The organism is Pseudomonas sp. FG36 (assembly GCF_057809275.1).
Genome location: NZ_JBMDJQ010000003.1, coordinates 57,398 through 82,309 on the forward strand (window position 1 = coordinate 57,398; position 24,912 = coordinate 82,309).

Here is a 24,912-nt window from a genome sequence, read left to right on the forward strand (position 1 = left end):
TTGGTGCCGTATGTACTTCCTCCTTGTTCGCCGCCGTGAGCGCGGCGTCGCCATCTCCAACGACCAGCTCGCGAAGATCAAGCCGCTCAGGGCGGATGTTCATGTACATGAGTGCCATAGCGCAGCCCTTGGACGCTGCTGCATTGAGGCCTGGGTTTTCAGCCCCACCCCCGGCGCAGACATCATCCCGCGCCTGCTGGATGCCAAGGTGAACGGCATGGGCAGCCTTGGCCTGAACATCACGGGTGTTGAGGATGTCGACGGAGTGCTCTATGCGCAGTCCTGGTGGTGTCGTGTTGAGTAACCTTGCGGGGATCCCGCAGCCTTGGCTGGATGAGCTGAGCGACAGTCCAGCCCTGTTCTCTGACCCGGACGGGCGCGCCGCAGTGCTAGAGGAAATGGCATATGCCGCAAACCGGCGTTGTGAGATCGATGCTGGTGTGCTTTCCGACATGCTCGAACTGACCGAGGCGGCCAGGATATGGGCGTTGCTTGAGCACGAATGGCATTCACATTTGACTACCAGGTCATTCTTCACCTGAGGATAAGAAAACATCCAGTCGCCATCCTATACCTGTGATAGCATGAGCAATGGCTGAAAGAGCTCCTATTAGAAATACAGTGATCGTAATCCCTACCAGCCAGCCTAGCCATTTCATTCCACTTTGTCTGGCGACCTTGATTCCAATGTAAATTTCGCCCGCGAAGGGTGCGCAAATGAATGGAAGATAGGCGATTCCTGCTGCCCACCAGAGAAAAAAATCAGGCAGGAAGTCCCTTGATCCCCATGCGCGTCTCACCGCGTCGACTGCGGAAATTGCGATTACACCGCAAACTATCGCTCCGGGTGGTGTAAACAACCACTGTTCGAATCTAGCCCAGTAGCTAGCAGTTTTCATGATCGTCCTTGTTGGTGCTGTGCCTCAAATTAGCTTAGGGCATGCGTCCAAGTCTCGCCAAATGCCGCTACGTAGGGTAAGAAATCGGTTCTAAAACTGATATGGCGACCCTTGCTGTATGTGGTCTGCAGCTGCGCGGTTTCATCTTCGTTTTGGAACCGATTTACCTGTCTGCACGGCATGAGCTGGGCATTTATGGCACGGTCTTGAAAACCGCTGACAATGACCCTTTGCCAGCAAGCCTTATGCACATTCAGCATGGGGCATCTCGGACCAGCTTCGGACCAACTTGCGAACCAGTTGATGCGTTCTGGTGGGGGATTGAGGGGTGTTCGGCCCAGCAAAATCAGCACATCCCCACCCGCTATACCCCACTGCGTAGCGCATGGTGATATTGGCGGTAGAAATCAAGTGCTTGTCCTGCGGGGGTTCCAGAGGTGTATTTAGGCCCTGTCGTCAGTCTTGGGCCAATCTTGGGCCAATTCGACTCGGGGCGGCAGCTTCTCCAGCTCCCTCCAGTCCGAGGAGGAGCTGATCCATTTCGCGTAGGTAGAGAGCAACATCTCGACGCCATGGCCGAGCTGGTTCGCGATGAACGCTTCGGTTCATCCCAGCCATCAGGCACAGGGTTGCGTAGGTGTGGCGGGTGTCGTACTGCCGGCGTTCACGGATGAACAGCGCCTGAGCGCTGATTTGCAGTGGCGGATTGTAACACTTGGTTCGTTGATCCACAGCCCACCTTTACTCAGCTGGAACACAAATGGGCTTGTAGGGTGGGCCGATTTTGAAGCCATCCGCCTCACGTTGGCCAGGCGCTGAGCGCTCGGTTTTTCAGCAACACCACCCGGTTCGTCCGGTCGGCGCGGCTGGCGGTCAACGATTATGCGCTGGATTGTTGCGGTGCGGTCCCCGAGGTTGATGTCCTGCCATTGCAGGCCCATGGTTTCACTAGGGGGGCGTCCGATCGCCGTCTGCTTTTAGACTTCACGCCTTTTTCGCAAGCCTTCAAAGGATTGACCCATGGCCTCAAACTCTGAGTTTGCATGCGCTTCTTATAGCGGCAAGACGCGTTTCAACCGTGTTTACAGGACGTGATCGCTGAGATCAGCCTTCCGTCCAGGGTGGATGGGTGGATAGCTAACTGGTAAGCTACTCGTTTTAGATGTCAAAATGCCATGATTACGCGGATTGTTGCGGCGATGATCGCTGCGTTTAGCTTGTTTGTAAGTCCATATGCAGCTGCTTGGTGGATGGAGGATGGTAAACCTAGGTATTTAGTGTCCGAGGTCAGATGGTGCCAACTCGTAGCCATAGATGCCGTCGACGTAATGGCGGCGAAGCAGTTCAAAGAGCCTCTTGCAGAGTACGACGGAATCCTCGGTGAGTTAGGGGTTGGCTATAGATTTCGACTAGAAGAGAAGGTAAAGGGGTATCCCGTTGGCGATACCCAAGACGACAAAACCAAAATCCTTCGCCAGTTTGTAGAGGATGTACAGGTTATGTGCTGGGATGATCACAGGAAAGTGGTTGCACCCACCGAGCCTCAGCCAGGTCCATCCTTCCGAGGTTGAGCTTTTCACCAATAGATCCGGCTGACGCCATATTTCAAGCAAACCCGCAAAGCGGGTTTTTATGCCTGGAGAAATGTATGACGACCCGGGGGCGGATCGCATCCACAGCATCCATCCAGTGCGCCAGCGCCTCGACAGATCGCTGCTTCTCATCGTCGGGCATCTTCGAACCATTCAAGTGAGTGGTTGGAGGGGGTAAGAGAAGCCCAAATGGAAGGGGTGAATGTCCTTCGGTGCTAGCGATCAAAGCCGATGACCTTCTGCGCGTTTTTTCTAGAGACGGCATTTGACTGTTTACATGGATGTTTGGATTCTGGCGCTATCGAACGTTTCTCTGAGCTTCAGCAATGACTAGATTACGTGTCGCGACAGTCGAACTAAATGGAGTCGCTTCCACCGCGGAATTACATGCTGTACTAAGCGAGGCGCTAGGTTTTCCGAATTGGTACGGCTGCAATTGGGATGCCTTTTGGGATGCAGTCACTGGACTGGTTGAGATGCCAGGTCAGCTGCGGTTACTGGGGTGGAGTTCGTTAGTGGAATGCCTGCCTGTTGACGCTGCATTGCTGAAAGAGTGCTTAGACGATCTCGCTACCGAGTATCCAGAGCTGGCTCCAATGGTGATTTTTGACTGATGTGATGCATGGCTTGGCTATCGCTTGGCTGTGGTAAAGTTCGACCTCAACAAGGAGGTGCCAATGAGCAGCAGAGGAACAGATTGTCAGATCGACAATATCGAGTTCAACGTCAGCGACATCAAGCGCAGCAAGGAGTTTTACGGCGCAGTATTCGGTTGGAGCTTCGTTGACTACGGCCCCACATACACTGAGTTCAGCGACGGCCGGCTCACTGGTGGTTTCACCACGGGCGAGCCTGTCAGGCCCGGTGGCCCGCTGGTCATCTTGTATTCGAACGACCTCGTTGATGCCCAAGGCAAAGTAGTGGCTGCGGGCGGAAAGATCAGCCGAGAAGTGTTTTCGTTTCCGGGCGGCAAGCGATTCCACTTCACTGATCGTGATGGGTATGAACTGGCCGTCTGGACCGCAGCGAACTGAGCGAACGAAGCCCTGCGACTTGCTGAAAACTTCCTCCCGGTACCGGCTCAGACTCTCATTGGAACGGTAATCGGCAGTGATGGTGAGCACATGCCTTTGACCAACTGAAGACGCATTGGATAGCCCCGGCCAGGCTGGACCACAGTCTCGGTTTCAACTGGCGGGCGGTCACCTGCGCGTACGCATCCATTCATCCGCGACATCCCCCATGGTGGAGGGTGCTCCGCTCTTGATCCAGGCCATGAAGGTCCGATCGAACTTGAACGCCGCGCCGCATTCACCGAGCAGGAACTGCCGGACCTTCTGCGTGTTGCGGTAGTTCTTGTCGAGCAGGGTCGTGCGGGTGATAGGTCCTGCGTGCCAGTCGAAGCTCATTTCCACTACCTTGGATGGCCAGGTTCGCTGGAGCCTAGCATCACTTGTTGTGGTCTGGCGCCTCTCCGGCAGCCATGCGGCTTTCGCCGTGCCGGGCCCATCGTCACGGCTCAACGCCTTCAATTCGCTGGGCGGCAGGTGCACATGCAGCTGCCGACGGCGCTGCTGGATGATTTTCTGGATGCGTCTCATCGGGGCACACCTCGATTGGCATCCTTGCGTAGAGCCGGAGTGAGTGATCAGTAAGCGCCTGTTTGCGCGATAGACCCACCACGTCTGACCAATGGACATGGTCCTGAAGCGGGCAGGCTGGAATGGGAGTTGCTTGAGTCAAGCAAACCCACCAGGCGGGAGTGCAGACATGTTCCAGGATGACCTCTATTTCATGAGCTTCGTGGTGGCCGCCGTGCTGGCCGTGGATGTGGTGGCGGTTTTCGTGTTCCTGCAGGCCAGTGCCTGATCCCCACGCCTGGGGACACGTCCCCAGAACTGGGGCCGGGTGCAAGGGTGTCGCGGTTCGCTGGCGGTGATAAACTTTGCCGTTTGCCAGACAGGGAGTGTGGTATGGGCTTGCGTGAAAGGCATGCAGCGTTGCTGGAATGGCTGACGCCCCGGCGCAGACGCCAGATAGGTGGAGGCTTGGCTGGGGTCTGGGTGGTAGGTGTTTTGGTGCACCCAGGGCAGTACCTGACCTATATCGTAATCGTTGCCAGTGTCATCATGATGGGGGCCTGGTCGCCCGCTTCGCCAGACAAGCGCTGAGGAACATCGCCCAGGCGGTGATTGCGATTTCAAGGAGAACATCATCAAGACTTTGTCGATTTACTGGAGTGCGCTGATGGGGCGGGTAAAGGCTGCCACTGAGCGATTCACGGCCCGGCAACGCTGCGTTGTCGGTGGGGCCTTTCTGGTTGCCTGGGGCGTTGGAATTGTCGCGTTCCCCGGCGTCGATCTTGTCTTGCTGTATATCGCTTCCATGCTCATGTTCTTCAGCGCGGTGACCGTACGGATCAATACACGGCGCTGAGAGACCTTGCGGTGCATGGCAGCGGCTTTGCCGACACCCGGCCAAATCCGCTGTTGCAGATCCCTGCTCATAGCTGAAACAGTTCATATTGCCGTATGAATGCCTGATTTTGCCTTCTGCACTCATTTGCGTGTTCCGCTTGTCCGCCAGCAGTGTCGACTTGCCGGGCGCTTGTAGACTCACCAGTGCTGTACGCAAATCCTACTCATAAGGAGCATGAGTCATGACACAGCAACAGGCTTTCAAAGAAGAACTGGCCGCCGATATTCAGGTACCCCCAGGCTATACCTACCTGAGCAGCGGCCGTTGCGATGTGAAGGGCAAGGAAGGTGAGCGGGCCGGCGCTAACTTCGTCGAAGCGCAGATCCAGCAGTACAAATCCTTCATCCTCAGGACCACTGCCGGCGCGGGCACCTTCATGGTTCGCCTGGACTATTCCGGTGGCAGCGACAAGAACCTGCAGTACGTCAGCATCGATGACAGCTACTCCACCCAGGAGACCTTCAACATTCGCAGCGTTTCGATGAACAACCTGCGCGGTTTGTTCGCCGCGGGCAAGAGCTCGGCCAACCTGAGCTTCTATGTGTTCGGCAAAGCTTGATCGCGATTGATTGACCTGTCCGGGCTCCGGTCGATTGAGGGCCGGAGTTCCGCGGTCATGCGCATGTGCTAGATTCCCATGCCTCGCAGGCATCGCAAGGCGATGTCGGCCATGCCTGGTAGAAGGGAGCTGCGCCTTACCCATGTTCATCGAGACTCCTCGTCTTGTCCTGCGCCCTTGGGCAGAGCGGGACATCGAAGCCTTTGCCCTCGTCAACGCCGACCCCGAAGTCAGGCGCTACTACTACCCGGCAATACTGACGCCCGATGAAACCCGCTCGATGCTTGCCGAGTGCGATCGGCACCTGCAAACGCACGGTTTCGGCTTTGTCGCGGTCGAGCGCAAGGCGGATGGCGCGTTGATCGGCGGGCTTGGCTTGTCCTCTACCGGTGACGAGATACCGGGCGGCCCGCATGTCGAAATCGGCTGGATCCTTGGGCGCAGCCACTGGCGGCAAGGGTATGCATTCGAGGCGGCCAGCGCGTGCCTGGCCCACGCGTGGTCGAGCCTTGGGTTACTCCAGGTCATCGGTTACACCTCCAGCATCAACACACCCTCCAGGGCATTGATGCAGAGGCTGGGGATGCGTTCGGATCCGAAGGAGGACTTCTTCGACGTGACGGTGCCTGAAGGCAATCCGTTGCGGCCCCACGTGCTCTACCGGATCGACCGGCCCACCCAGGCGATATAGCGAACCGGCATACCGCGTCGGTCACCCCGGGGCTAGGCTTGTAGATCGTAAGCAGACTATTAAAAAGGGTGGTAGCTGTGTGACTCTGTCCAGGGCATCCTGCTGGGGTGGTTGGAGTCTGTATGAATCGCTTGATGATGGCATTGGCCGCCAGCCTGCTGCTGGCCGGTTGCGCGCATGATCCCGATATCCGGGCCGGGCGCGACAACACCTTCGGCGTGACCGCGAAAGCCCCGCCGGATTACCTGAACTGCGTCAAGGCCGAGCTTCCCGCAAACGCGACGACCTTTATCGTGCAGAACCAGGACGCCCTCGAGCTGTTTGTCGCCAGCCTTGATCCGAACAAGGCCGACGGCCTGGTGAAGGTCCAGGGCTCCCCAGGGCGGCAACAATACTCCGCCTATCAGCGCGATGCCTGGTATGACAAGGGGCGCTTGCTCGATGCCGCGCCGATGTGTTCGAGGGTATGATCGCAGCTTCGCGGGGCGTTGCCGTTTGCCTCGTCCCGCGAAACGATCTTGTCCTACTTCAGCTCGGACGATTCTCATGTTGAACGGATTCAACCATCTCACCCTGGCCGTCTCCAACCTCGCCGACAGCATCGTGTTCTACCAGCAGGTACTGGGCTTCAGGCTCAGTGCACGGTGGGAGCGGGGTGCCTACCTGAGCCTGGGCGAGCTGTGGCTGTGCCTGTCGGTCGATCAGGTAGAGGCGGGCGACCTGCAGCGCACGTACACGCACTACGCGTTTTCCATTTGCCAGAGCGACTTCGCGGCCTTCGCCCAGCGCTTGCGCGAGCACGACGTGCGCTTGTGGAAGCAGGACAGCAGCGAAGGAGACTCGCTGTACTTCCTCGACCCGGATGGCCACCAGCTCGAAGCCCATGTCGGCGATCTGCAATCGCGGCTGGCGGCCTGCCGGGCGAAGCCTTATGCGGGCATGGTGTTCTACGACTGACGCAGCCGCGCCATGCACAGCGCGTCGACAAACACCCCATCGCGCACACCGTAATCGCGCAACCGGCCTTCGACCTCGAAGCCGAACTTGCGATACAGCGCCAGTGCCGGTTCGTTGTCGGCGTAGACGGTGAGCTGGACTCGGCGCAGGTTCATCCAGTTGTCGGCAATGTCGAGGATGGCGGTCATCAGCCGTGAGCCGACGCCCTTGCCTTGCCAGGCCTGGGCAACGCCCATCAGCAGTTCGCCCAGGTGCGCCTGGCGGATGCGCGTGCTCTGGTCGAGGCCGATATTGCCGATCACCTGACCTTGGTGCACCGCCACCAGGCGGATTTGTCGGTCATGGTAGGCGGCCAGGCGCTCGCTCCACACTTCGACGCCCTGGTAGGGCATCTGCAGCACCTGGCGGCACACCGCGGGCTCATTGTAGAGCGCGGTGATACCGTGCAGGTGCTGCTCGGCAAAGCGTTCGATGACGATGTCGGGCGAGGCGTCGTTCACTGTGTTTCCATCCTTTGAAAAACGAGTGGCGCCTCAGTGTACGGGGCGGCGGTATGGGCTGGCCAGTAGCGATGGCTGGGCAAGAAAGCGGATGCGTGGCCGCGCCGCGATGGGTACAGTGCAGCGAACGTCATCCTGCCGGAGCCTGCCATGTCCTGTGCTTTCACCCTCATGCAATCGCCTGTCGGCACCCTGACCCTGGTGGCGCGGGGCGAGCGGCTGGCCGCCGTGCTGTGGGAGCACGAGCGGGAGAACCGGGTACGCCTGGGCGAGCTGCACCGCGACGACCAGCACGGCGTGCTGCGCGAGACCGCCCGCCAGCTCGGCGAGTATTTCGCCGGGCAACGCCAGCGCTTCGAGCTGGACCTGGACTTTGCCGGGACCGCGTTCCAGCGTGAGGTGTGGGCGGCGCTGTTGAGCATTCCCTTCGGCGAGACCCGCAGCTACGGCCAGATCGCCCGGCAGATCGGCAAGCCCGATGCGGTTCGGGCTGTGGGCGCGGCCAACGGCCGCAACCCGATCTCGATCATCGCGCCCTGTCACCGGGTGATCGGGGCCTCGGGCAGCCTCACCGGTTTCGCCGGTGGCTTGCCGGCCAAGCAGTACCTGCTCGCGCTGGAAGGGCGCCAGAGCCTGGCGCTGGATTTCTAGGCGTCAGCCGAGCCAGGCACAAAACACCGTCAACACCAGCGCCAGCAAGGTGCCGGCAAACAGGCTGTAGTGACGGTGGGCGCGGCGGGCGTGGGCTTCGACTTCGCGCAGGTACTGCCCCGCAGGCGGGGCGTCCGGGCGATGGCGCAAGCCTTCGGCGATATCGGCCAGGCGCCCGCGAATCAGGGTGCCCACCAGGTACCAGACACTCGCATAGCTGGCCAGGATCACCAGCGCATATTTCATGCGCACAGCTCCAGCGGCCATGCCTGGGCAGTGCCGGTCGCCGTGTCGAGCAGCAGCAGGCCTGGCGCTGCATCGCCGAGGCAGGCCAGCAGGTTGCCTTCGGCATCCCAGGCTGCGGACTGCCCGGCCCCCACGTAAATGTCCGCAGGGCCGACGCAGTTGCTCATGATCACCGGCATGCGCAGCCGCCGGGCAACCTGCGGGTAGTGCGCAGCCCCTGCGCGGATGCCTTCCTCGGTCTTGACCACGCTGACCAGGTAAAGGTCGGCGCCCTGCGCCTGGGCATGCGCGGCGTGCTCGAGGAACATCGATTCATAGCAGATGGCCGGCGCAACCTGGTGGCTGCCGGCGGCGAACACCAGCGAGGTGCTGCCGGGTACGAAGTAGTCCAGTTCGTCGTCATGCAGGCGCTGCTTGGCATACACCAGCGGTGCCAGCTTCGGGCGCAGTACCAGCATGCCGATGCGCACGCCGGCCAGGGTCGGCATCGGCAGGCCGACCGCCGCCGTCACGCCGAAGCGGTCGCACGCGGCTTGCAGTGGTACCAGTTGCGGCGAGTCGGCGGGCATGGCCAGTTGCCGGGCCAGCGTTGGTTCGTAGCCGGTCAAGGACAGTTCGGGGAACACCAGCAGTTCGGCGCCCAAAGCCGCGGCCTGTTCGATGGCGTGCAGATGGTGCGCGATATTGGCGGCCACATCGCCTTTGCTCAAAGCCAGCTGTACTGCGCAGATCTTCATGGAGTATCCGTCCTTGGCATGTCGTCGGTTGTCGAGGATACAATCGACGGCCGTTCCCTCCCAGTACCGATGTGTCGATTTCATGGACGAAAACACAATGACCCAAGCCGCCACCATACCCGCCGACTCGTTGATCGCCGCGCATGCCGCACAGGCGGGCTTTCGCCATTGCCGTGCAATTGAACTTGCGGACGACGGGCGGCCTGCCATGGCGCACTTCCTGCGCCTGATGACAAGCATGCCCGGCTGGATCGACACGCTGATGGTGCTGCGCAATCGCCTGGTCGCGCTGCTCGGCCTCAAGGACCTGGGACGCCTGACCGCGATCGACCCGGCCCGCGCCCCGGGCAGTTACCAGCCCGGAGAGCGGGTGGGGATTTTCACCTTGGTGGCCAACACCGAGGATGAGGTGCTGCTGGTCGACCGCGACCAACACCTGGACGTGCACATCGCCCTGCTGCGACGCCCGACGGCCGAGGGCCGTTGCGAGGTGCTGGTGAGCACCGTGGTGCGCACGCACAATCGGCTTGGCCGCCTGTACATGCTGCCGGTGGCGCCGTTCCATCGGCTGATCGCGCCCATCGCCCTGCGCCGTCTGGCGCGCTGACGCTCAAGAGGGCGGCTGGGCGAAGCGCTGGCGGAACCAGTCGCCGAGCATGGCCTTCTCCGCATACAGTCGGTCGTTGTTGCCCAGGCGGCCTGGGCGGCTGAGGTACATCTTGTCGCTCAGGTGCTCCTGGGCCTTGAGCGCGGGCTGGCCGGGCTGCTGCAGGGTGTAGTCGAGATCGATGCTGGGCCAGGTGACTTCGCGCATGAAGCGCACATCGTAGGCCTGGCTGTGCCAGGGCTCGAACTGGCCGGCCAGGTCGATGTCGCGGATGTCGATGACCAGTTGCTGGCCGGGCCGCAAGTAGCGCTGGCCGAGTTTCTGCAGGTGCTGGGTGAGGGCTTTCATCACCTGCGGGTCGGCGCCACGGGTGTAGGCCCGGTTGTCGAGGCTGGCATCGCGGAATTTCTCGGGGTGGTCGAAACGCACCTCGACCTGCGCGGTCGAGGCGCCCTGTGCCATGCTGTCTAGTGCCAGCACCATCAGCACGGCACTGGCCAGGGTGGTTCGCATGATGCACCTCCGGGTTCGGGCGGTTTACCCGCTTATTTTACGCCGGTGCCGGGCAGAAGCAGAGGAATGATGCAATGACTGCGTTCAGGCGGATCGCCGCCAACAGCCGTGGCCGTGACCTGGCCGTGGGCGATATCCATGGGCATTTCGAGCGCCTGCGTGAATGCCTGGAGGCGGTCGGTTTCGATCCGCTGGTCGATCGGCTGTTCAGCGTCGGCGACCTGGTCGACCGCGGGCCGGGCAGCGCCCAGGCGCTGCAATGGCTGGCCGAGCCCTGGTTCCATGCGGTGCAGGGCAACCACGAGTCGCTGGCGGTCAATCACCTGCGCGGCGGCCGGGTCGACCTGGACATGTACCGGGCGGCCGGCGGCGGATGGTTCCTGGATTTGCCAAGGGCCGAGCAAGTGCGTTTCGTCGAGGTGTTCGAACGCCTGCCGATCGCCTTGCAGGTCGACACGGCGGGCGGGCCGGTCGGCCTGCTGCATGCCGACAGCCCGTTCGACGACTGGGCGCAGCTGTGCGCGAGCCTGCAGGTCGGGGATGACCTGCAGGTGCGCGAGGTGTGCCAGTGGTCGCGTCGGCGCCTCAAGGAGGGCGACAGCCGCCCGGTCAAGGGCCTGCGCGCCTTGCTGGTAGGCCATACACCGGTGCTGGAGATCAAGGTACTGGGCAACGTCTGGCACCTGGACACCGGCGGCTGGAGCCGCGGTCACTTCAGCCTGCTCGAACTGGATGGCCTTAAGCCGCTCAGCGCCAGGCCAGGTGCGTGAGAACAGCGCCGGCCAGCAGGATCAACATCAAGCCCGAGGCGCGCTCGAGCCAGGGCAGGGCGCGGGCGAAGCGGCGCAGTACCCGCGGGTTGCCGATGGCCACGGCAACCGCGAGGTCCCAGGCCAGGACGATGCCGAACATCCAGATGCCATAGCCCAGCTTGGCCCAGGTACCGCTGCTGGCGATCATGCTCGCGAGGCTTGCATAGAACAGTGCGTTCTTCGGGTTGAGGATGCCCGAGGCGAAGCCCATGCCCAAACTGTTCAGCCAGCCACGCGCAGACGTTGCCACGCCAGGTTCGCGGTGCGTCAGGGTTGCTTGCCCGGCATGGCGCAGGAACAGTTGGCCGAGGTAGAGCAGGTAGCCACAGCCGGCCAGCTGGAGGGTGACGAACAGGGGGCTGCCATCGCGTAAAAAGGACACTCCGGTAAACGCCGCACAGATGAACACGCCGTTGGCCAGGGCGATCCCGACACAGGCGCCACTGGCGAGCCGCCAGCCGGCGCTGGCCGAGGTGCGGGCCACCAGGAAAAAGTCCGGGCCGGGTGAGAGCAGGGCGAGGAAGTGGGCGGTGGCGACGAGCATGAACAGTTGCATGGGGGCGGGCTTCCTGGTGGAGGTAGCCGCAGTCTGTTGCTGGTGATGGGTGGAGTATTGAAGATTATTGCAGGGGGCCGCTGTGTGGTGATGTCAGTGCTTCAGTGCCGCCCGGTAGGCCCCGGGTGTCACCCCGACATGCGCCTTGAACACCCGCTGGAAGTGGCTCTGGTCGGCAAAGCCCAGGTTATAGGCCACCTCCGCCAGCGCCTGGCCCTGGCGCAACAGACACCGGGCCTTGTTCACTCGCGCGTTGAGCAGGCAGGCGTGAGGGGTCATGCCGGTAGCGACGCTGAACGCCCGTATTAACTGGTAGCGCCCCATGCCGGCTTGGCGCGCCAGGCGCTCCAGGCTCAGTTCGGCCAAGTCCTGCTCCTGTGCGTGGTCCAACAGTTTGCGCAGTGTCGACGGCGGCAATGGTGGCGCCGGCAGCAAGGCCGGGTGCATGGAGAAATCATGTTCGCCGATGAAGGCCACCAACGCCGCCTCTTTCTCGAAGGTTGCCGCCGGTGAAAACAGCAACCTGTTCAGCGCGCAGAACTGCCGGTACAGCGCCTGTGAGCGAGTGACCCGGGCCACGGCACCGGGCTCGCCTGCGGCAACGCCGGATTCGAGGCGTAGCTGACGCAGCCACTCGGCATCCAGGTGCAGCATCTGGTAGCTCCAGGCTTGTCCCGGTTGCGGGTTGCAGGCATGCACCCGCTGCGCCGGCACGAACACCAGGGTACCCGGCGTCAAGCGCTCCTCACCGCTGGCGGCGCCGGTGAAGCGGCTGCTGCCGGCATCCACTGCGCCGATGGAAAAGCTGGGGTGGCTATGGGCCTTGTAGCAGGCGCGGCTATGGCAAGCGCGCCGGCTCTCGACGTACGGCATGGCCGGGTCGTACCAGATTTCGCTGCTCGGGCGGGTCATGGCGAGGTGCCTTGAGACGGACGGAGGGCGCCAGTCTAGCGCCTGGCCGTTGTTACGGCCATTTGCCGCGCCACTGTGCTTGACGGGCCTGCCCGCCAGGCGCGACGCTGCACCGGTCCCTGCCGGAGAACAAGAATGGACCTGTCGAGCCTGCTGCTGTTCATCCCCGCCTGTTTCGCCCTGAACATGGCGCCGGGCCCCAATAACCTGCTATCCCTGCACAATGCCAGCCGCTATGGCCTGCGCACCGCCTGTGTGGCCGGTGCCGGGCGCCTGCTCGCTTTCAGCGGCATGATCGCCCTGGCCGCGATGGGCCTGGCCGTGGTGCTGCACACCAGCGAGTACCTGTTCCTGGCGATCAAGGTGCTGGGCGCGGGTTACCTGTTCTATATCGCCTGGCAGCTGTGGCGGGCACCGGTTGGCGAGGCGGCGGTGGCCGGCGAGCAGCCTCGCGGCACCTGGAAGCTGGCGCGCCAGGAGTTCTGGGTGGCGGCGGGCAATCCGAAGGCAATACTCATCTTCACCGCGTTCCTGCCGCAGTTCGTCACCGTGGGCAGCGTTACCCCGGTCAGTGAACAGTTCCTGCGCCTGGGCGTGCTGTTCCTGTTGCTGGAGTGGGCGGCCATCGCCATCTATGCCGGGCTTGGCGCGTACTTGCAGCGCTGGTTTGAACGGCCCGGGCCACGGCGGATGTTCAACCGGGTCAGCGCCTCGCTGCTGGGTTGCGCGGGGCTTGGCCTGCTGGCGGCCCGTCGCTGATCCGCTGTTTTCCATCGCAGCTGAGTATTGCCGCGCTTTGCGCTTGCTGAGACCTTTCCATGTTTCTGCCCGGAGCTTTTTCGCCGGGTGACAAGCGGTGGGTCTATCCCGGGAGCGTGGTGTGAAGTGGTGGAGCAAGGCAGGTCGGCAAGACCCGCAGATCAAGGAGCTGAACGTCGCCCTGGAGCATTCCCGTTCACAGTTGGCGGCGTCGGAGCAGCGCGTCCGCGAGGCGGAATCGAGGGCTGAGGAACTGGCGCGAGAGAACCAGGTGCTCGCCCACCTGGCCGGCAACCTCTCGGCGTTCTCGCATTCCCTGGAAATGACCCAGACCTCGTTCGCCAGCCTCGCCCACAGCATGGAGCAGGAACGGCAGTACGCCATCCGCATCCAGGGTATCGCCAGCAGCAACCAGGCCAGCATCGACGCGATCGCGACCAATCTCGAACAGCTGGCCGATGCCTCCGGCGAGGCGTCGGAGAAGGTCGGCAGGCTCGATCATCAGGCCCAGCAGGTCGGCGGTGTGCTGGAGATCATCCGCGAGGTGGCGGACCAGACCAACCTGCTCGCGCTGAACGCGGCCATCGAGGCGGCGCGGGCGGGCGATGCCGGGCGCGGCTTTGCCGTGGTGGCCGATGAGGTCAGGACCCTGGCCAGGCGCACCGCCGACGCCACCGCCGAGATCGGCACGCTGGTCTCGGCCATTCGTGCCGACAGCGCGCAAAGCCGTGGGCATATCGCCAGCCTCGCCGAGCATTCGTCGTCATACAGCGGTGTCGGCCAGTCCGCGGCCAGTACCATGCGCCAGTTGCTCGACATGTCGACGGTGGCCGAAGGATCGGCATCGGTGTCGGCGCTGCGCAGCTTCTGCGAGCTGGCCAAGCTCGACCACCTGATCTACAAGTTCCGCGTCTACAAGGTGCTGTTCGGGGTCTCGCAGGAGCGCGGCTCGGACTTTACCGACCATACCCACTGCCGCCTGGGCAAGTGGTATCGCGAGGGGGACGGGGCGCTGCACTATGCGCATCTTGCCGGGTACAAGGATATCGACGCGCCCCATGCCGCCGTGCACCGCTGCGCATTCGACGCCATCGATGCCCATGCCAGCGGCGATACGGCAGCAATGCTCAAGGCGGTGGCCGAGATGGAGAGTGCCAGCCTTGCCGTGCAGGAGGGTTTGGAGCGCGTGGTCGCCAGTGGCGAGCAATCGCCTTCGTTGTTGCAGAGACGGCGCGAGAGCGAGGCTCAGTCGCGATAGAACGTCTGCACCAGGTGATAACCGAACTTGCTCTTGATCGGACCGTGCACCACCCGCAGAGGCTTCTTGAAGATCACCTGGTCGATGGCGCCGACCATCTGGCCCGGACGTATTTCACCCAGGTCGCCGCCGCGCTTGCCGGACGGGCAGGTGGAGAACTTCTTCGCCAGCACGTCGAAAGCCTCGCCGTTGGCGATACGCTGCTTGAGCTTTTCGGCTTCGTCAGCGGTCTTGACCAGGATGTGGCGGGCTTGGGCTTTCATCGGGTTACCTGTGCTTCGGGGCAAAAGGGCGACATTATGCCTGATGTCGCCCTCAGCGTAACTCCGGGCGGTCGCGGAACTGCTGCAGCGCCTCGGGGTTGGCCAGGGCGTCGGTGTTCTTCACCGGCCGGCCATGCACCACGTCGCGGATCGCCAGCTCCACCAGCTTGCCGCTGAGGGTGCGTGGGATGTCGCTGACCTGGACGATCACCGCCGGCACATGGCGCGGCGTGGTGAACTGGCGAATCACCTGGCGGATACGCAGGCTGAGCGCCTCGTCGAGCTGCAGACCGTCGCGCAGGCGCACGAACAGCACCACGCGCACATCGTTATTCCAGTCCTGGCCGATGGCCACGCTCTCCAGCACCTCCTCGACCTTTTCCACCTGGCGGTAGATCTCGGCGGTGCCGATACGCACGCCGCCGGGATTGAGCACGGCGTCGGAGCGGCCATGGATGATCAGCCCGCCACCAGGTACCTGCTCGGCGTAGTCGCCCTGGCACCAGACACCTTCGAACTGGCTGAAGTAGGCGTCACGGTAGCGCTGGCCGTCAGCGTCGCCCCAGAAGCCGAGCGGCATCGAGGGGAAGGGGTGCACGCAGACCAGCTCGCCTTTCGCGCCGCTGACCGGCTGGCGTTGTTCATCCCAGACTTCTACCGCCATGCCCAGGCTCTTGCCGGCGATCTCGCCACGGCGCACCGGCAGTAGCGGGTTGCCGGCCACGAAGCAGGCGACGATATCGGTGCCACCGGACATCGAGGCCAGGCATACGTCGGCCTTTACCTTGGCGTAGACATAATCGTAGCTGTGGGGCGACAACGGCGAGCCGGTGCAAAGGATCAGGCGCAGGCTGCCCAGTCCATGGGATTTCGCCGGCTCCACAGCGGCCTGCTCCAGGGCGGCGAGGTACTTGGGGCTAGTGCCGAAGGCGCGGATGCCTTCGGCGTCGATCAGGTCGAGCAAACGCTCGGGCCCGGGGTGAAACGGCGAGCCGTCATACAGCACCAGGGTGGCGCCGACCGCCAGCCCGCTGGCCAGCCAGTTCCACATCATCCAGCCACAGGTGGTGTAGTAGAACAGCACATCGTCGGCCTTGAGGTCGTTGTGCAGGCCGTGTTCCTTGAGGTGCTGCAACAGCACGCCGCCAGCGCGGTGGACGATGCACTTGGGCACGCCAGTGGTGCCGCTGGAATACAGGATATACAGCGGATGGTCGAAGTGCAGCGTGGCGAAGGTCGGCGTCCCGCCGGGTGTGAAGTAATCGGCCCACAGGGTCGTCGGCTTGCCGGTGAACTCATCGGCGCGGGTCTGCGGCCGGGTATGCGGCACCACCAGCAACTGCTCGACGCTCGGTAGCTGGGCCACGACCTGGTTGATCTTCTCCACCTGGTCGATGACCTTGCCGGCATATTGATAACCGGCGCAAACCACCAGCAGCCGGGGGGCGATCTGGCCGAAGCGATCGATGATGCCGTGGCTGCCGAAGTCCGGCGAGCAGCTGGACCAGACCGCGCCGAGGCTGGTGGCGGCGAGCATGGCCACCAGGGTTTCCCAGCTGTTGGGCATGACTGCGGCGACCCGATCACCCGGCGCGATCCCGGCCTGGCGAAAAGCCTGCTGCAAGCCGGCGACCTGCGCGGCCAGTTGATTGTGGGTGAGGCTGTGGCGGCTGCCGTCCTCGCGCACGGCCACCACGGCCGGGCGGTCGTCGCGGCGCTGCAGCAGATGTTCGGCGAAATTCAGGGTGGCGCCGCGGAACCAGCGCGCGTCGGCCATGTGTTCGCCTTCCTCGAGGATGCTCGAAGGCGGCGTGTGCCACTGCACATGGAAGTACTCGGCGAGGGTCTGCCAGAACTGCGGGCGCTGCTCGACGCTCCAGCGGTGCAGGGCGGCGTAGTCGTCGAGCTGAAGGTTGAAGCGCCGGTTGACGCGACGACGGAAGGCGTCCATCCGGCTGGCTTCGATCTGGGTGGTGGTGGGGCGCCAGAGTACGTCGTTCATGCCGGGAGTCTCGGTCAGGGCTGAGAGTCTTGTCGCGGTGCGAGCCCGCTCCCATTCAAGAGCAGGCTTGTCTTGTTCCACTCTAGCCTTTACTGGGCGAGCCAACCGCCATCGACGTTCCAGGCGGCGCCACGGACCTGGCTACCGGCCTCGCTGCACAGGAACAGCACCAGTTCGCCGAGGTGACGGGGGGGGACGAAGGCCAGGGAGGGCTGCTTCTCGGCCAGCAGGTCGTGTTGCGCCTGCTGTGCATCGCCACCGCTGGCGGCGCGGTCATCGATCTGCTTCTGCACCAGCGGCGTCAGTACCCACCCCGGGCAGATGGCGTTGCAGGTGACGTTGCTGGTGGCGGTTTCCAGGCCGATCACCTTGGTCAGGCCCACCACGCCATGCTTGGCGGCCACGTAGGCGGCCTTGCCGGTGGAGCCGACCAGGCCGTGCACCGAGGCGATATTGACGATCCGCCCCCAGCCGCGCGCGCGCATGCCCGGCAACACCAGGCGGCTGCCATGGAATACCGCCGAGAGGTTCAGGGCGATGATCTTGTCCCAGGCCTCCACCGGAAACTGCTCGACCGGCGCCACATGCTGGATGCCGGCATTGTTGACGAGGATGTCGACCGCGCCGAACTCGCGCTCGGCCAGGGCGAACATCTGCTCGATTTGCGCCACGTCGGACAGGTCGGCGGGATGATGGGCGACCTTGACCCCGTACCGCTTGATCTCGGCGATGGCCGCGGCCGGGTCGCCGAAACCGTTGAGCAGGATGTCGGCGCCGGCCTCGGCCAGCACCTGGGCAATCCCCAAGCCGATGCCGCTGGTGGAACCGGTGACCAGTGCGGTCTTGCCTTTGAGCGTCATGCCTTTCTCCTTCATACGATGCCGGTGGCGTAGAACGTGGCGATGACCACGAACACGGCCAGGGTCTTGATCAGGGTAATACCGAAAATGTCCTTGTAGGCTTCGCGGTGGGTCAGCCCGGTGACCGCCAGCAAGGTGATCACCGCGCCGTTGTGCGGCAGGGTGTCCATGCCGCCGCTGGCCATGGCGGCGACCCGGTGCAGCACCTCCAGCGGGATGTTGGCGGCGTTGGCTGCGGCGATGAAACTGTCGCTCATGGCTGCCAGGGCGATGCTCATGCCGCCGGAGGCAGAGCCGGTGATGCCGGCCAGCAGGGTGACGGTGATGGCTTCGTTGACCAGCGGGTTGGGGATGCCGCGCAGGGCGTCGGCCAGTACCAGGAAACCAGGCAGCGAGGCGATCACGGCGCCGAAGCCGTATTCAGAGGCCGTATTCATTGCCGCCAGCAGGGCGCCGCTCACCGCGCTCTTGGTGCCTTCGGCCAGGCGCTGGCGAATGGTGCCAAAGGCGCACACCAGCACCATCAGGATGCCCACCAGCAATGCCGCCTGCACCGCCCAGATCGCCGTCAGCTTGGCCACGTCGCTCTGCACCGGTGCGGCCATGCCCGGCAGTTGCAGGGTGTGGCTGGTGCCGTACCACTGCGGGATCCAGTGGGTGAACAGCAGGTTCATCACGCCTACCAGAAGCAGCGGCGCCAGGGCCAGCCAGGGATTGGGCAAGGCGATGTCGTCGGCGGTCTCTGGTTCGTTGCGCAGGTTGCTGCCATAGCCTTCGCCCTTGCGCTGGGCCTTGTTGCGCTGGCGTTGCAGGTAGAGCATGCCGGTGCAGAACACGAACAACGTGCCGATCAGGCCCAGCCAGGGCGCGGCCCAGGCGGTGGTGTTGAAGAAAGTGCTGGGGATGATGTTCTGGATCTGCGGGGTGCCGGGCAGGGCGTCCATGGTGAAGGAGAACGCGCCCAGGGCGATGGTCGCCGGGATCAGCCGCTTGGGGATGTCGCTCTGGCGGAACATCTCGGCGGCGAACGGGTACACCGCAAACACCACCACGAACAGCGACACGCCGCCGTAGGTGAGCAGGGCGCAGACCAGCACGATCACCAGCATCGCCTGGCGGGTGCCGAGCAGGCGGATGGCGGCGGCGACGATCGAGCGCGAGAAGCCCGACAGCTCGATCAGCTTGCCGAAGACCGCGCCGAGCAGGAACACCGGGAAGTAGAGCTTGATGAAGCCGACCATTTTCTCCATGAACACCCCGGTGAAGGCCGGGGCCACGGCGGCGGGGTCGGTGAGCAGCACCGCGCCGAGGGCGGCGATGGGCGCGAAGAGGATCACGCTGTAGCCGCGGTAGGCAGCGAGCATCAGCAGGGCCAGGGCGGCCAGGGCGATGAGCACGGTCATCCTAAGGGGATCTCCAACTGTTGTTTTTATGGTTGGAATGCCATTAGCGGGAATTATGCCAACTTCTTAAGTTATTGAAATTATTGATTTTTATTGTTTCTATCAAAATTGGTGTCTCGAATTTGAGAGAGTGGGGCAGCGTTGCGGCCCATCGCCGGCAAGCCGGCTCCCACAGTTGATCGCGGTACGCCCCTGTGGGAGCCGGCTTGCCGGCGATCGAGGGCGCAGCCCTCGCACTAATCTCGGTAGTGAGATTAGTGTCTCTTTATTGAGACTCGATTTCCAGAATCGCCATCTTCTTGTACAGCGTCGACCGTCCCAGGCCCAATGCCTGCGCCGCCTCCGGTACATTTCCGGCGCTGCGGGCCAAGGCATCGACAATCAATCCGCGCTCGAACTGGGCGCATGCCTGGCGGTAATCCAGCGCTGGTGCGGCCAATGCCACCGGGCTCAACGGCCCCAGCGCGTTCGCCAGGTCATGTACGCCCAGTCGCGGCTGGTCCGCCAGCAGGGTCGCCCGCTCCAACACGTTGCGCAGCTCACGGATATTCCCCGGCCAGGCATGGCGCCCCAACAATGCCTGGGCCTCGGCCTCCAGCTCGTACTGGCTGCCCAGTTCGGCGAGGATCGCCTCGCACAGCGCCGGTAGGTCCTCCAGGCGTTCGCGCAGCGGCGGCACCTGCACCGGCAGCACGTTTAGCCGGTAGTACAGGTCGGCGCGGAACGCACCCCGGGCCATGGCCGCCTGCAGGTCGATGGAGGTGGCGGCGATGATCCGCACATCGCTGCGTAGCATCTGGTTGCTGCCCACCGGCTCGTATTCCTTTTCCTGCAGCACGCGCAACAGCTTGCTTTGCAGGGCAAGCGGCATGTCGCCGATCTCGTCGAGGAACAGCGTGCCGCCCTCGGCCAGTTGCAACTTGCCGCTGCGCCCCTTGCGGTCGGCGCCGGTGAAGGCGCCCGGTGCGGTGCCGAAGAACTCGGCTTCGAGCAACGCCTCGGGGATCGCCGCGCTGTTGATGCTGACAAAGGCCTTGTGCGCGCGGGCCGAGGCGGCATGGATGGCGTGGGCCAGCAGTTCCTTGCCGGTGCCGGTCTCGCCCAGCAGCAGCACCGGCGAGTCGCTGCCGGCTCCACGCCGGGCGCGGCGCTTGGCCTCGAGGCACGCGGGGCTGCTGCCGACGAACTGGGCGAAGCTGTAGCGGGCCTGGCGCGCGCGCAGCTGTGAGCGGGTCGAAGCCAGCTCCTGCTGCATGCTGGCGTAGCGCTTGAGCAGCGGCGACAGGCTGCGCAGCTCATCGAACAGGGCGAAGCCGATGGCGCCGATCAGCGTGCCCTGGTCGTCGTGGATCGGCAGGCGCATCACCACCAGCGGTTCGTTTGGCGTGTCGAGCATGTCCAGCAGGATCGGCTTGCCGTTGCTCACCACCTCGCGCATCAGGCTGCCGGGGATCACCGTCTCGCACGGTTTGCCGATGGCGCTGGCGGCGTCCTCCAGGCCGAAGCGGCGGGCATAGCGCTCGTTCATCCAGACGATGCGCGCCTGGCGGTCGACGATCACCGTGCCTTCGCTGGACTGCTCGATGATCTCGAACAGCGAGCGGATGGCCAGTTGGCGGACCTGGGGGTAGTCCTTGAGGTTGTCGTGCATGCATTGGTCCAGCGGTTGGATGTGAGGGCGCTACAGGCGATCACCTGCGAGGATCAAATGCCTCGCGCAGCGCATCGCCGATGAATACCAGCAACGACAGGATCAGCGCCAGGGCAAAGAATGCGGTGAAGCCCAGCCACGGCGCCTCGAGGTGCTGCTTGCCCTGGGTCACCAGCTCGCCCAGCGAGGCGCTGCCGGCGGGCATGCCGAAGCCGAGGAAGTCCAGCGCGGTCAGGGTGGTGATCGCCCCGGTGAGCATGAACGGCACGTAGGTCAGGGTCGCGTTGAGGGCGTTGGGCAGGATATGCCGCAGCATCACCTGGGTATCGGAAAGCCCCAGTGCGCGGGCGGCCTTGACGTATTCCAGGTTGCGCCCACGAAGGAACTCGGCGCGCACCACATCCACCAGGGTCAGCCAGGAGAACAGCGCCATGATCCCCAGCAACCACCAGAAATCCGGCTCGACGAACCCCGACAGGATGATCAGCAGGTACAGCACCGGCAGCCCCGACCACACCTCCAGCAGGCGCTGGCCGAGCAGGTCGACCCAGCCGCCGTGGTAGCCCTGCAGGGCGCCGGCCGTGACGCCTATCAGCACGCTGAGCAGGGTCAGGGCGAAGGCGAACAGTAGCGAGACCCGCGTGCCGTACAGCACCCGCGCCAGCACGTCGCGGCCCTGGTCGTCGGTACCAAGCCAGTTGCTCGTGCTGGGCGGGCTGGGGGTGGGCACCTGCAGGTCGTAGTTGGGCGTGTCGGCGCTGAACGGGATCGGCGCGAAGAGCATCCAGCCGCCGTGGCCCTCGATCAGCTGGCGCACGTATTGGCTGCGATAGTCGGGCTGGAACGGCAGTTGCCCGCCGAACTGCTGCTCGGTGTAGCGCTTGAGCGCCGGGGTGTACAGCTCGCCCTGGTAGCCGAGCAGCAAGGGCTTGTCATTGGCCACCAGTTCCGCCCCCAGGCTCAGCAGCAACAGCCCGGCGAACAGCCACAGCGAGATCCAGCCGCGGCGGTTGTCGCGAAAGCGGCGCAGCCGGCGTCGGGCGATGGGCGAGAACATCAGCGGCCCCTCGCGTCGAAGTCGATGCGCGGGTCGAGCACCGTGTAGCACAGGTCGCCTAGCAGGCGGATCAACAGCCCGGCCAGGGTAAAGATGAACAGGGTGCCGAACACCACCGGGTAGTCCCGCGACACCGCCGCCTCGTAGCTCATGCGCCCGAGGCCGTCGAGGGAGAAGATCACCTCGATCAGCAGGGAGCCGGCGAAGAACACCGTGATCAGCGCCTGGGGCAGCCCGGCCACCACCAGCAACATGGCGTTGCGCAGCACATGGCCGTATAACACGCGCCGTTCGCTCAGGCCCTTGGCGCGGGCAGTGACCACGTACTGGCGGGCGATCTCGTCGAGGAAGGCGTTCTTGGTCAGCAGGGTCAGGGTGGCGAAGCCGCCGATCACCAGGGCGCCGACCGGCAGCACCAGGTGCCAGAAGTAGTCGGCGACCTTACCCAGCAGGCTGAGCTGGTCGAAATCGTCGGAGACCAGGCCGCGCACCGGGAACCAGTTGAGCGAGGTGCCGCCGGCGAACAGCACGATCAGCAACAGGGCGAACAGGAACGAGGGCAGTGCGTAACCGATCACGATCAGCGCGCTGCTCCAGGCATCGAAGCGGCTGCCATGACGCACCGCCTTGCGGATGCCCAGCGGGATCGACACCAGGTAGGTGATCAGCGTTGCCCAGAAGCCCAGCGACAGGGTCACTGGCAGTTTCTGCACGATCAAATCGGTGACCTTGGCGCCGCGGAAGAAGCTCTGGCCGAAGTCCAGCCGGGCATATTGGCCGAGCATCAGCCACAGCCGTTCGGGCGCGGACTTGTCGAAGCCGTACTGGCGCTTGATCTCCTCGATCAGCTTGGGATCCAGCCCACGGGTGGCGCGGGACCCGCCTTGCACCGCCTCGACCCGTGCACCAGGCGCGCCGCCGCCGATACCCTGCAGGCGCGCCACGGCCTGTTCCACCGGCCCGCCGGGCGCGGCCTGGACGATGGCGAAGTTCACCAGCAGGATCGCCAGCAGGGTGGGGATGATCAGCAGCAGGCGGCGCAGGATGTAGGTAGTCATGGCGCATTCCCCAGGCGCTCGGCCATCTGCTGGGTGGTCAGTGCCCGTGGGCTGACTTCCCACCAGGTGTCCAGGCCTTCGTCATAGGCCGCCTGCACCTTGGGCAGGCCGAAGCGGTTCCACCACACCGTCGAGCTGCCAGGCGGGTAGTAGTTGGGGATCCAGTAGTAGTTCCATTGCAGCACTCGGTCCAGGGCGCGGGCGTGGCGCAGCATGTCGGCCTGGCTGTTGGCGCGTACAAGGCCGTCGAGCAGGCGGTCCACCGCCGGGTCCTTGAGCACCATCAGGTTGTTCGAGCCGGGGTCGTTGGCCGCTGCGGAACCGAAGTAGTTGTACTGCTCGCTGCCCGGCGACAGGGTCACCGGGTAGCCGGTGACGATCATGTCGTAGTCGCGGGCCATCACGCGGTTGACGTACTGGGCGGCGTCGACGTTGCGGATGTTCAGCTCGACGCCGATCTGCGCCAGGTTGCGCTTCCACGGCAGCAGCAGGCGCTCCAGGCCCGACTGGCCATTGAGGAAGGTGAAGCTCAGCGGCTGGCCCTGGGCGTTGACCAGGCGATCGCCCTGGGGATGCCAGCCAGCGTCCTGCAGCAAGGCCAGGGCCTGCAGCTGCTGCTGGCGGATGATGCCGGAGCCGTCCGTGACCGGCGCACTGAACACCTGGCTGAACACTTCATCCGGCACCTGGCCGCGCAGCGGCTCGAGCAGCTTGAGTTCCTCGGCGTCGGGCAGGGCGCGGGCGGCCAGCGGCGTGTTGGCGTACAGGCTCTGCTGGCGGATGTACATGTTGCGCATCATCTGCCGGTTGCTCCACTCGAAATCCCAGAGCATGGCGAGAGCCTGGCGCACGCGGCGGTCCTTGAACTGCGGCTGGTCCAGGTTGAACACGAAGCCCTGGGCGATCTGCGGCTTGGCCGGGCCCAGGTGGGCACGGCGCAGGCGCCCGTCATCCAGCGCCGCGCCGTTGTAGCCGAGGGTGTAGGCGGTGGCGGAGTACTCGCGGTTGTAGTCGTAGCCACCGCCCTTGAGTACCTGGCGGGCCACTTCGGTGTCGCCGAAGAATTCGACGCTAATGCGGGCGAAGTTGTACAGCCCGCGGGCGACCGGCAGGTCCCGCGCCCACCAGTTCGCATCGCGCTCGAAGGTGATGCTGCGGCCGTTGTCGATCCTGCCGATGCGATAAGGGCCGCTGCCCACGGGCTTGTCGAAGCCGGCGCCGTTGGCGAAGTCGCGCTTGTGCCAGTCATGCTCGGGCAGCACCGGCAGGCCGGCCAGCTCCAGCGGCAGGGTGCGGCCATGGGGCTGCTTGAAGTCGAAGCGCACCTGGCGCGGGCCTTCGACGGTGACCCCGGCGACATCGGCAAACTGGGTGCGGAACTTGAGGCTGCCCTGGCTCATCAGCAGGTCGTAGCTGAAGCGTACGTCCTCGGCGCGCACCGGCTTGCCGTCGGCGAAGGTGGCGCGCGGGTCGAGGTAGAAGCGCAACCAGGCGTCGTCGGGGCCACGCTCCAGGCGCTGGGCGATCAGGCCGTAGACGGTGTAGGGCTCGTCGAGCGAACGCATGGCCAGCGGCGCGTACAGCCAGCCATCTACCTGGCTGACGCCGATGCCTTTGTCGATATAGGGCAGGATATGGTCGAACTGGCCGATCTCGATGGCCGAGCGGCGCAGGCTGCCGCCCTTGGGGGCGCAAGGGTTGACGTAGTCGAAGTGGTGGAAGTTCGCGCGATAGCGGGGGGCTTCACCGTAGACGGTGAGGGCGTGGGTGGGGGCGGCCTGTAGTGAAAACGGCAGGATCAGGCACACGCAACTTGCAACCACACAGCGCATGATCATGTCGAAACGGCTTTTGTGGGTGCGGGGCAAGCCCGCTCCCACAACGTTCGCTC

At 64.0% G+C, this 24,912-nt stretch carries 30 protein-coding genes and 2 pseudogenes; 14 read left to right on the forward strand and 18 right to left on the reverse strand.

What is annotated here, in order from left to right; all coding sequences use genetic code 11:
• Positions 1-10: 10 nt before the first annotated feature.
• Complete coding sequence (locus ACODS9_RS04130) at positions 11-304, forward strand: hypothetical protein (RefSeq protein WP_489093306.1); 294 nt, start codon at positions 11-13, stop codon at positions 302-304.
• A complete protein-coding gene (locus ACODS9_RS04135) occupies positions 273-542 on the forward strand; it encodes a hypothetical protein (RefSeq protein WP_489093307.1) in 270 nt (89 codons plus the stop codon). The genes ACODS9_RS04130 and ACODS9_RS04135 overlap by 32 nt, the downstream gene beginning before the upstream one ends.
• On the opposite strand, the gene ACODS9_RS04140 is transcribed toward ACODS9_RS04135, so the two are convergent.
• Together ACODS9_RS04140 and ACODS9_RS04145 are read right to left on the reverse strand one after the other, a co-directional pair.
• Positions 528-899 (reverse strand): hypothetical protein, encoded by a 372-nt coding sequence (locus tag ACODS9_RS04140; protein WP_489093308.1) that lies wholly within the window; start codon positions 897-899, stop codon positions 528-530. The two genes, ACODS9_RS04135 and ACODS9_RS04140, sit on opposite strands and share 15 nt — an antisense overlap.
• 443 nt (positions 900-1,342) lie before the next feature.
• Positions 1,343-1,693: pseudogene (locus ACODS9_RS04145) on the reverse strand (site-specific integrase).
• Between the two features lie 1,124 nt (positions 1,694-2,817).
• On the opposite strand from ACODS9_RS04145, the gene ACODS9_RS04150 reads away from it, so the two are divergent.
• Positions 2,818-3,105 carry a barstar family protein gene (locus ACODS9_RS04150; protein WP_489093309.1) on the forward strand — a complete coding sequence of 96 codons (288 nt, stop codon included), beginning with the start codon at positions 2,818-2,820 and terminating at the stop codon, positions 3,103-3,105.
• A gap of 63 nt (positions 3,106-3,168) precedes the next feature.
• Positions 3,169-3,525: a VOC family protein gene (locus ACODS9_RS04155; RefSeq protein WP_489093310.1), complete on the forward strand. Its 357-nt coding sequence runs from the start codon at positions 3,169-3,171 to the stop codon at positions 3,523-3,525.
• Between the two features lie 168 nt (positions 3,526-3,693).
• Here ACODS9_RS04155 and ACODS9_RS04160 read toward each other — a convergent pair whose 3' ends face one another.
• Entirely contained in the window at positions 3,694-3,900 is a 207-nt protein-coding gene (locus ACODS9_RS04160; RefSeq protein ID WP_023629947.1) for a DUF6434 domain-containing protein, read from the reverse strand.
• A 718-nt stretch (positions 3,901-4,618) separates the two neighbouring features.
• The gene (locus tag ACODS9_RS04165) at positions 4,619-5,125 is read right to left on the reverse strand and encodes a hypothetical protein (RefSeq protein WP_489093311.1); all 507 of its coding nucleotides are present in this window, start codon (positions 5,123-5,125) and stop codon (positions 4,619-4,621) included.
• A 25-nt stretch (positions 5,126-5,150) separates the two neighbouring features.
• On the opposite strand from ACODS9_RS04165, the gene ACODS9_RS04170 reads away from it, so the two are divergent.
• The 4 genes from ACODS9_RS04170 to fos all read left to right on the forward strand — a co-directional run bounded on the left by ACODS9_RS04170 (position 5,151) and on the right by fos (position 7,176).
• Positions 5,151-5,528 carry a hypothetical protein gene (locus ACODS9_RS04170; protein ID WP_401108448.1) on the forward strand — a complete coding sequence of 126 codons (378 nt, stop codon included), beginning with the start codon at positions 5,151-5,153 and terminating at the stop codon, positions 5,526-5,528.
• 142 nt (positions 5,529-5,670) lie between these two features.
• Positions 5,671-6,219, forward strand: a complete 549-nt coding sequence (locus tag ACODS9_RS04175) for a GNAT family N-acetyltransferase (RefSeq protein WP_489093312.1) — start codon at positions 5,671-5,673, stop codon at positions 6,217-6,219.
• A gap of 122 nt (positions 6,220-6,341) precedes the next feature.
• Positions 6,342-6,689, forward strand: a complete 348-nt coding sequence (locus tag ACODS9_RS04180) for a hypothetical protein (protein WP_489093313.1) — start codon at positions 6,342-6,344, stop codon at positions 6,687-6,689.
• A gap of 76 nt (positions 6,690-6,765) precedes the next feature.
• Positions 6,766-7,176, forward strand: coding sequence for a fosfomycin resistance glutathione transferase (fos, locus tag ACODS9_RS04185; RefSeq protein WP_401108454.1), 411 nt, complete (start codon positions 6,766-6,768; stop codon positions 7,174-7,176).
• Here the strand turns inward: fos and ACODS9_RS04190 are convergent.
• Positions 7,167-7,676, reverse strand: coding sequence for a GNAT family N-acetyltransferase (locus ACODS9_RS04190; RefSeq protein WP_489093314.1), 510 nt, complete (start codon positions 7,674-7,676; stop codon positions 7,167-7,169). The two genes, fos and ACODS9_RS04190, sit on opposite strands and share 10 nt — an antisense overlap.
• Before the next feature lie 150 nt (positions 7,677-7,826).
• Here ACODS9_RS04190 and ACODS9_RS04195 point away from each other — a divergent pair, with 150 nt between their 5' ends.
• The gene (locus tag ACODS9_RS04195) at positions 7,827-8,327 is read left to right on the forward strand and encodes a methylated-DNA--[protein]-cysteine S-methyltransferase (RefSeq protein WP_046855504.1); all 501 of its coding nucleotides are present in this window, start codon (positions 7,827-7,829) and stop codon (positions 8,325-8,327) included.
• A gap of 3 nt (positions 8,328-8,330) precedes the next feature.
• Here the strand turns inward: ACODS9_RS04195 and ACODS9_RS04200 are convergent, their stop codons facing one another.
• Together ACODS9_RS04200 and ACODS9_RS04205 are read right to left on the reverse strand one after the other, a co-directional pair.
• Positions 8,331-8,573, reverse strand: coding sequence for a hypothetical protein (locus ACODS9_RS04200; protein WP_046855505.1), 243 nt, complete (start codon positions 8,571-8,573; stop codon positions 8,331-8,333).
• Positions 8,570-9,310: a carbon-nitrogen hydrolase family protein gene (locus tag ACODS9_RS04205; protein ID WP_401108458.1), complete on the reverse strand. Its 741-nt coding sequence runs from the start codon at positions 9,308-9,310 to the stop codon at positions 8,570-8,572. The genes ACODS9_RS04200 and ACODS9_RS04205 overlap by 4 nt, the downstream gene beginning before the upstream one ends.
• A gap of 97 nt (positions 9,311-9,407) precedes the next feature.
• Between ACODS9_RS04205 and ACODS9_RS04210 the strand changes: the two genes are divergently transcribed.
• Positions 9,408-9,917, forward strand: coding sequence for a DUF2867 domain-containing protein (locus ACODS9_RS04210; protein WP_489093315.1), 510 nt, complete (start codon positions 9,408-9,410; stop codon positions 9,915-9,917).
• Between the two features lie 3 nt (positions 9,918-9,920).
• Here the strand turns inward: ACODS9_RS04210 and ACODS9_RS04215 are convergent, their stop codons facing one another.
• Positions 9,921-10,430, reverse strand: a complete 510-nt coding sequence (locus ACODS9_RS04215; protein ID WP_046855508.1) for a DUF3016 domain-containing protein — start codon at positions 10,428-10,430, stop codon at positions 9,921-9,923.
• Between the two features lie 74 nt (positions 10,431-10,504).
• Here ACODS9_RS04215 and ACODS9_RS04220 point away from each other — a divergent pair, with 74 nt between their 5' ends.
• Complete coding sequence (locus ACODS9_RS04220; protein WP_401108466.1) at positions 10,505-11,200, forward strand: metallophosphoesterase; 696 nt, start codon at positions 10,505-10,507, stop codon at positions 11,198-11,200.
• On the opposite strand, the gene ACODS9_RS04225 is transcribed toward ACODS9_RS04220, so the two are convergent.
• Together ACODS9_RS04225 and ACODS9_RS04230 are read right to left on the reverse strand one after the other, a co-directional pair.
• Positions 11,178-11,798, reverse strand: coding sequence for a LysE family translocator (locus tag ACODS9_RS04225; protein ID WP_401108468.1), 621 nt, complete (start codon positions 11,796-11,798; stop codon positions 11,178-11,180). The genes ACODS9_RS04220 and ACODS9_RS04225 overlap by 23 nt on opposite strands.
• 93 nt (positions 11,799-11,891) lie before the next feature.
• Positions 11,892-12,710: an AraC family transcriptional regulator gene (locus ACODS9_RS04230; RefSeq protein ID WP_401108471.1), complete on the reverse strand. Its 819-nt coding sequence runs from the start codon at positions 12,708-12,710 to the stop codon at positions 11,892-11,894.
• A gap of 135 nt (positions 12,711-12,845) precedes the next feature.
• Between ACODS9_RS04230 and ACODS9_RS04235 the strand changes: the two genes are divergently transcribed.
• The 3 genes and pseudogenes from ACODS9_RS04235 (at position 12,846) to ACODS9_RS04245 (ending at position 14,727) form a co-directional block, all read left to right on the forward strand.
• Positions 12,846-13,469: a LysE family translocator gene (locus tag ACODS9_RS04235; protein WP_198755070.1), complete on the forward strand. Its 624-nt coding sequence runs from the start codon at positions 12,846-12,848 to the stop codon at positions 13,467-13,469.
• Between the two features lie 475 nt (positions 13,470-13,944).
• A pseudogene (locus tag ACODS9_RS04240) lies at positions 13,945-14,232 on the forward strand (methyl-accepting chemotaxis protein); the annotation flags it as partial.
• A 54-nt stretch (positions 14,233-14,286) separates the two neighbouring features.
• Positions 14,287-14,727 (forward strand): CZB domain-containing protein, encoded by a 441-nt coding sequence (locus ACODS9_RS04245; RefSeq protein WP_258601199.1) that lies wholly within the window; start codon positions 14,287-14,289, stop codon positions 14,725-14,727.
• On the opposite strand, the gene ACODS9_RS04250 is transcribed toward ACODS9_RS04245, so the two are convergent.
• The 8 genes from ACODS9_RS04250 to ACODS9_RS04285 form a co-directional block, all read right to left on the reverse strand.
• A complete protein-coding gene (locus ACODS9_RS04250) occupies positions 14,715-14,990 on the reverse strand; it encodes a peptidylprolyl isomerase (RefSeq protein ID WP_013972552.1) in 276 nt (91 codons plus the stop codon). The two genes, ACODS9_RS04245 and ACODS9_RS04250, sit on opposite strands and share 13 nt — an antisense overlap.
• 52 nt (positions 14,991-15,042) lie before the next feature.
• Complete coding sequence (locus ACODS9_RS04255) at positions 15,043-16,992, reverse strand: acetoacetate--CoA ligase (protein ID WP_489093316.1); 1,950 nt, start codon at positions 16,990-16,992, stop codon at positions 15,043-15,045.
• Positions 16,993-17,081: 89 nt separating this feature from the next.
• Complete coding sequence (gene hbdH, locus ACODS9_RS04260) at positions 17,082-17,852, reverse strand: 3-hydroxybutyrate dehydrogenase (RefSeq protein WP_489093317.1); 771 nt, start codon at positions 17,850-17,852, stop codon at positions 17,082-17,084.
• Between the two features lie 11 nt (positions 17,853-17,863).
• Positions 17,864-19,255 (reverse strand): GntP family permease, encoded by a 1,392-nt coding sequence (locus tag ACODS9_RS04265; protein ID WP_489093318.1) that lies wholly within the window; start codon positions 19,253-19,255, stop codon positions 17,864-17,866.
• Positions 19,256-19,520: 265 nt separating this feature from the next.
• Positions 19,521-20,906, reverse strand: a complete 1,386-nt coding sequence (locus ACODS9_RS04270; protein ID WP_401108482.1) for a sigma-54 interaction domain-containing protein — start codon at positions 20,904-20,906, stop codon at positions 19,521-19,523.
• 40 nt (positions 20,907-20,946) lie between these two features.
• Positions 20,947-21,963, reverse strand: a complete 1,017-nt coding sequence (locus ACODS9_RS04275) for an ABC transporter permease (protein ID WP_401108484.1) — start codon at positions 21,961-21,963, stop codon at positions 20,947-20,949.
• Positions 21,963-23,021 carry a microcin C ABC transporter permease YejB gene (locus ACODS9_RS04280; protein ID WP_038706175.1) on the reverse strand — a complete coding sequence of 353 codons (1,059 nt, stop codon included), beginning with the start codon at positions 23,019-23,021 and terminating at the stop codon, positions 21,963-21,965. The genes ACODS9_RS04275 and ACODS9_RS04280 overlap by 1 nt, the downstream gene beginning before the upstream one ends.
• Positions 23,018-24,859, reverse strand: coding sequence for an extracellular solute-binding protein (locus ACODS9_RS04285; RefSeq protein ID WP_489093425.1), 1,842 nt, complete (start codon positions 24,857-24,859; stop codon positions 23,018-23,020). Before ACODS9_RS04285 ends, ACODS9_RS04280 begins: the two co-directional genes overlap by 4 nt.
• Between the last annotated feature and the right edge of the window lie 53 nt (positions 24,860-24,912).

Coding starts and splice junctions, on each gene's coding strand:
- ACODS9_RS04130 (WP_489093306.1), top strand. CDS start 11: ATGTACTTCCTCCTTGTTCGCCGCCGTGAGCGCGGCGTCGCCATCTCC.
- ACODS9_RS04135 (WP_489093307.1), top strand. CDS start 273: ATGCGCAGTCCTGGTGGTGTCGTGTTGAGTAACCTTGCGGGGATCCCG.
- ACODS9_RS04140 (WP_489093308.1), bottom strand. CDS start 899: ATGAAAACTGCTAGCTACTGGGCTAGATTCGAACAGTGGTTGTTTACA.
- ACODS9_RS04150 (WP_489093309.1), top strand. CDS start 2,818: ATGACTAGATTACGTGTCGCGACAGTCGAACTAAATGGAGTCGCTTCC.
- ACODS9_RS04155 (WP_489093310.1), top strand. CDS start 3,169: ATGAGCAGCAGAGGAACAGATTGTCAGATCGACAATATCGAGTTCAAC.
- ACODS9_RS04160 (WP_023629947.1), bottom strand. CDS start 3,900: ATGAGCTTCGACTGGCACGCAGGACCTATCACCCGCACGACCCTGCTC.
- ACODS9_RS04170 (WP_401108448.1), top strand. CDS start 5,151: ATGACACAGCAACAGGCTTTCAAAGAAGAACTGGCCGCCGATATTCAG.
- ACODS9_RS04175 (WP_489093312.1), top strand. CDS start 5,671: ATGTTCATCGAGACTCCTCGTCTTGTCCTGCGCCCTTGGGCAGAGCGG.
- ACODS9_RS04180 (WP_489093313.1), top strand. CDS start 6,342: ATGAATCGCTTGATGATGGCATTGGCCGCCAGCCTGCTGCTGGCCGGT.
- fos (WP_401108454.1), top strand. CDS start 6,766: ATGTTGAACGGATTCAACCATCTCACCCTGGCCGTCTCCAACCTCGCC.
- ACODS9_RS04195 (WP_046855504.1), top strand. CDS start 7,827: ATGTCCTGTGCTTTCACCCTCATGCAATCGCCTGTCGGCACCCTGACC.
- ACODS9_RS04200 (WP_046855505.1), bottom strand. CDS start 8,573: ATGAAATATGCGCTGGTGATCCTGGCCAGCTATGCGAGTGTCTGGTAC.
- ACODS9_RS04205 (WP_401108458.1), bottom strand. CDS start 9,310: ATGAAGATCTGCGCAGTACAGCTGGCTTTGAGCAAAGGCGATGTGGCC.
- ACODS9_RS04210 (WP_489093315.1), top strand. CDS start 9,408: ATGACCCAAGCCGCCACCATACCCGCCGACTCGTTGATCGCCGCGCAT.
- ACODS9_RS04215 (WP_046855508.1), bottom strand. CDS start 10,430: ATGCGAACCACCCTGGCCAGTGCCGTGCTGATGGTGCTGGCACTAGAC.
- ACODS9_RS04220 (WP_401108466.1), top strand. CDS start 10,505: ATGACTGCGTTCAGGCGGATCGCCGCCAACAGCCGTGGCCGTGACCTG.
- ACODS9_RS04225 (WP_401108468.1), bottom strand. CDS start 11,798: ATGCAACTGTTCATGCTCGTCGCCACCGCCCACTTCCTCGCCCTGCTC.
- ACODS9_RS04230 (WP_401108471.1), bottom strand. CDS start 12,710: ATGACCCGCCCGAGCAGCGAAATCTGGTACGACCCGGCCATGCCGTAC.
- ACODS9_RS04235 (WP_198755070.1), top strand. CDS start 12,846: ATGGACCTGTCGAGCCTGCTGCTGTTCATCCCCGCCTGTTTCGCCCTG.
- ACODS9_RS04245 (WP_258601199.1), top strand. CDS start 14,287: ATGTCGACGGTGGCCGAAGGATCGGCATCGGTGTCGGCGCTGCGCAGC.
- ACODS9_RS04250 (WP_013972552.1), bottom strand. CDS start 14,990: ATGAAAGCCCAAGCCCGCCACATCCTGGTCAAGACCGCTGACGAAGCC.
- ACODS9_RS04255 (WP_489093316.1), bottom strand. CDS start 16,992: ATGAACGACGTACTCTGGCGCCCCACCACCACCCAGATCGAAGCCAGC.
- hbdH (WP_489093317.1), bottom strand. CDS start 17,852: ATGACGCTCAAAGGCAAGACCGCACTGGTCACCGGTTCCACCAGCGGC.
- ACODS9_RS04265 (WP_489093318.1), bottom strand. CDS start 19,255: ATGACCGTGCTCATCGCCCTGGCCGCCCTGGCCCTGCTGATGCTCGCT.
- ACODS9_RS04270 (WP_401108482.1), bottom strand. CDS start 20,906: ATGCACGACAACCTCAAGGACTACCCCCAGGTCCGCCAACTGGCCATC.
- ACODS9_RS04275 (WP_401108484.1), bottom strand. CDS start 21,963: ATGTTCTCGCCCATCGCCCGACGCCGGCTGCGCCGCTTTCGCGACAAC.
- ACODS9_RS04280 (WP_038706175.1), bottom strand. CDS start 23,021: ATGACTACCTACATCCTGCGCCGCCTGCTGCTGATCATCCCCACCCTG.
- ACODS9_RS04285 (WP_489093425.1), bottom strand. CDS start 24,859: ATGATCATGCGCTGTGTGGTTGCAAGTTGCGTGTGCCTGATCCTGCCG.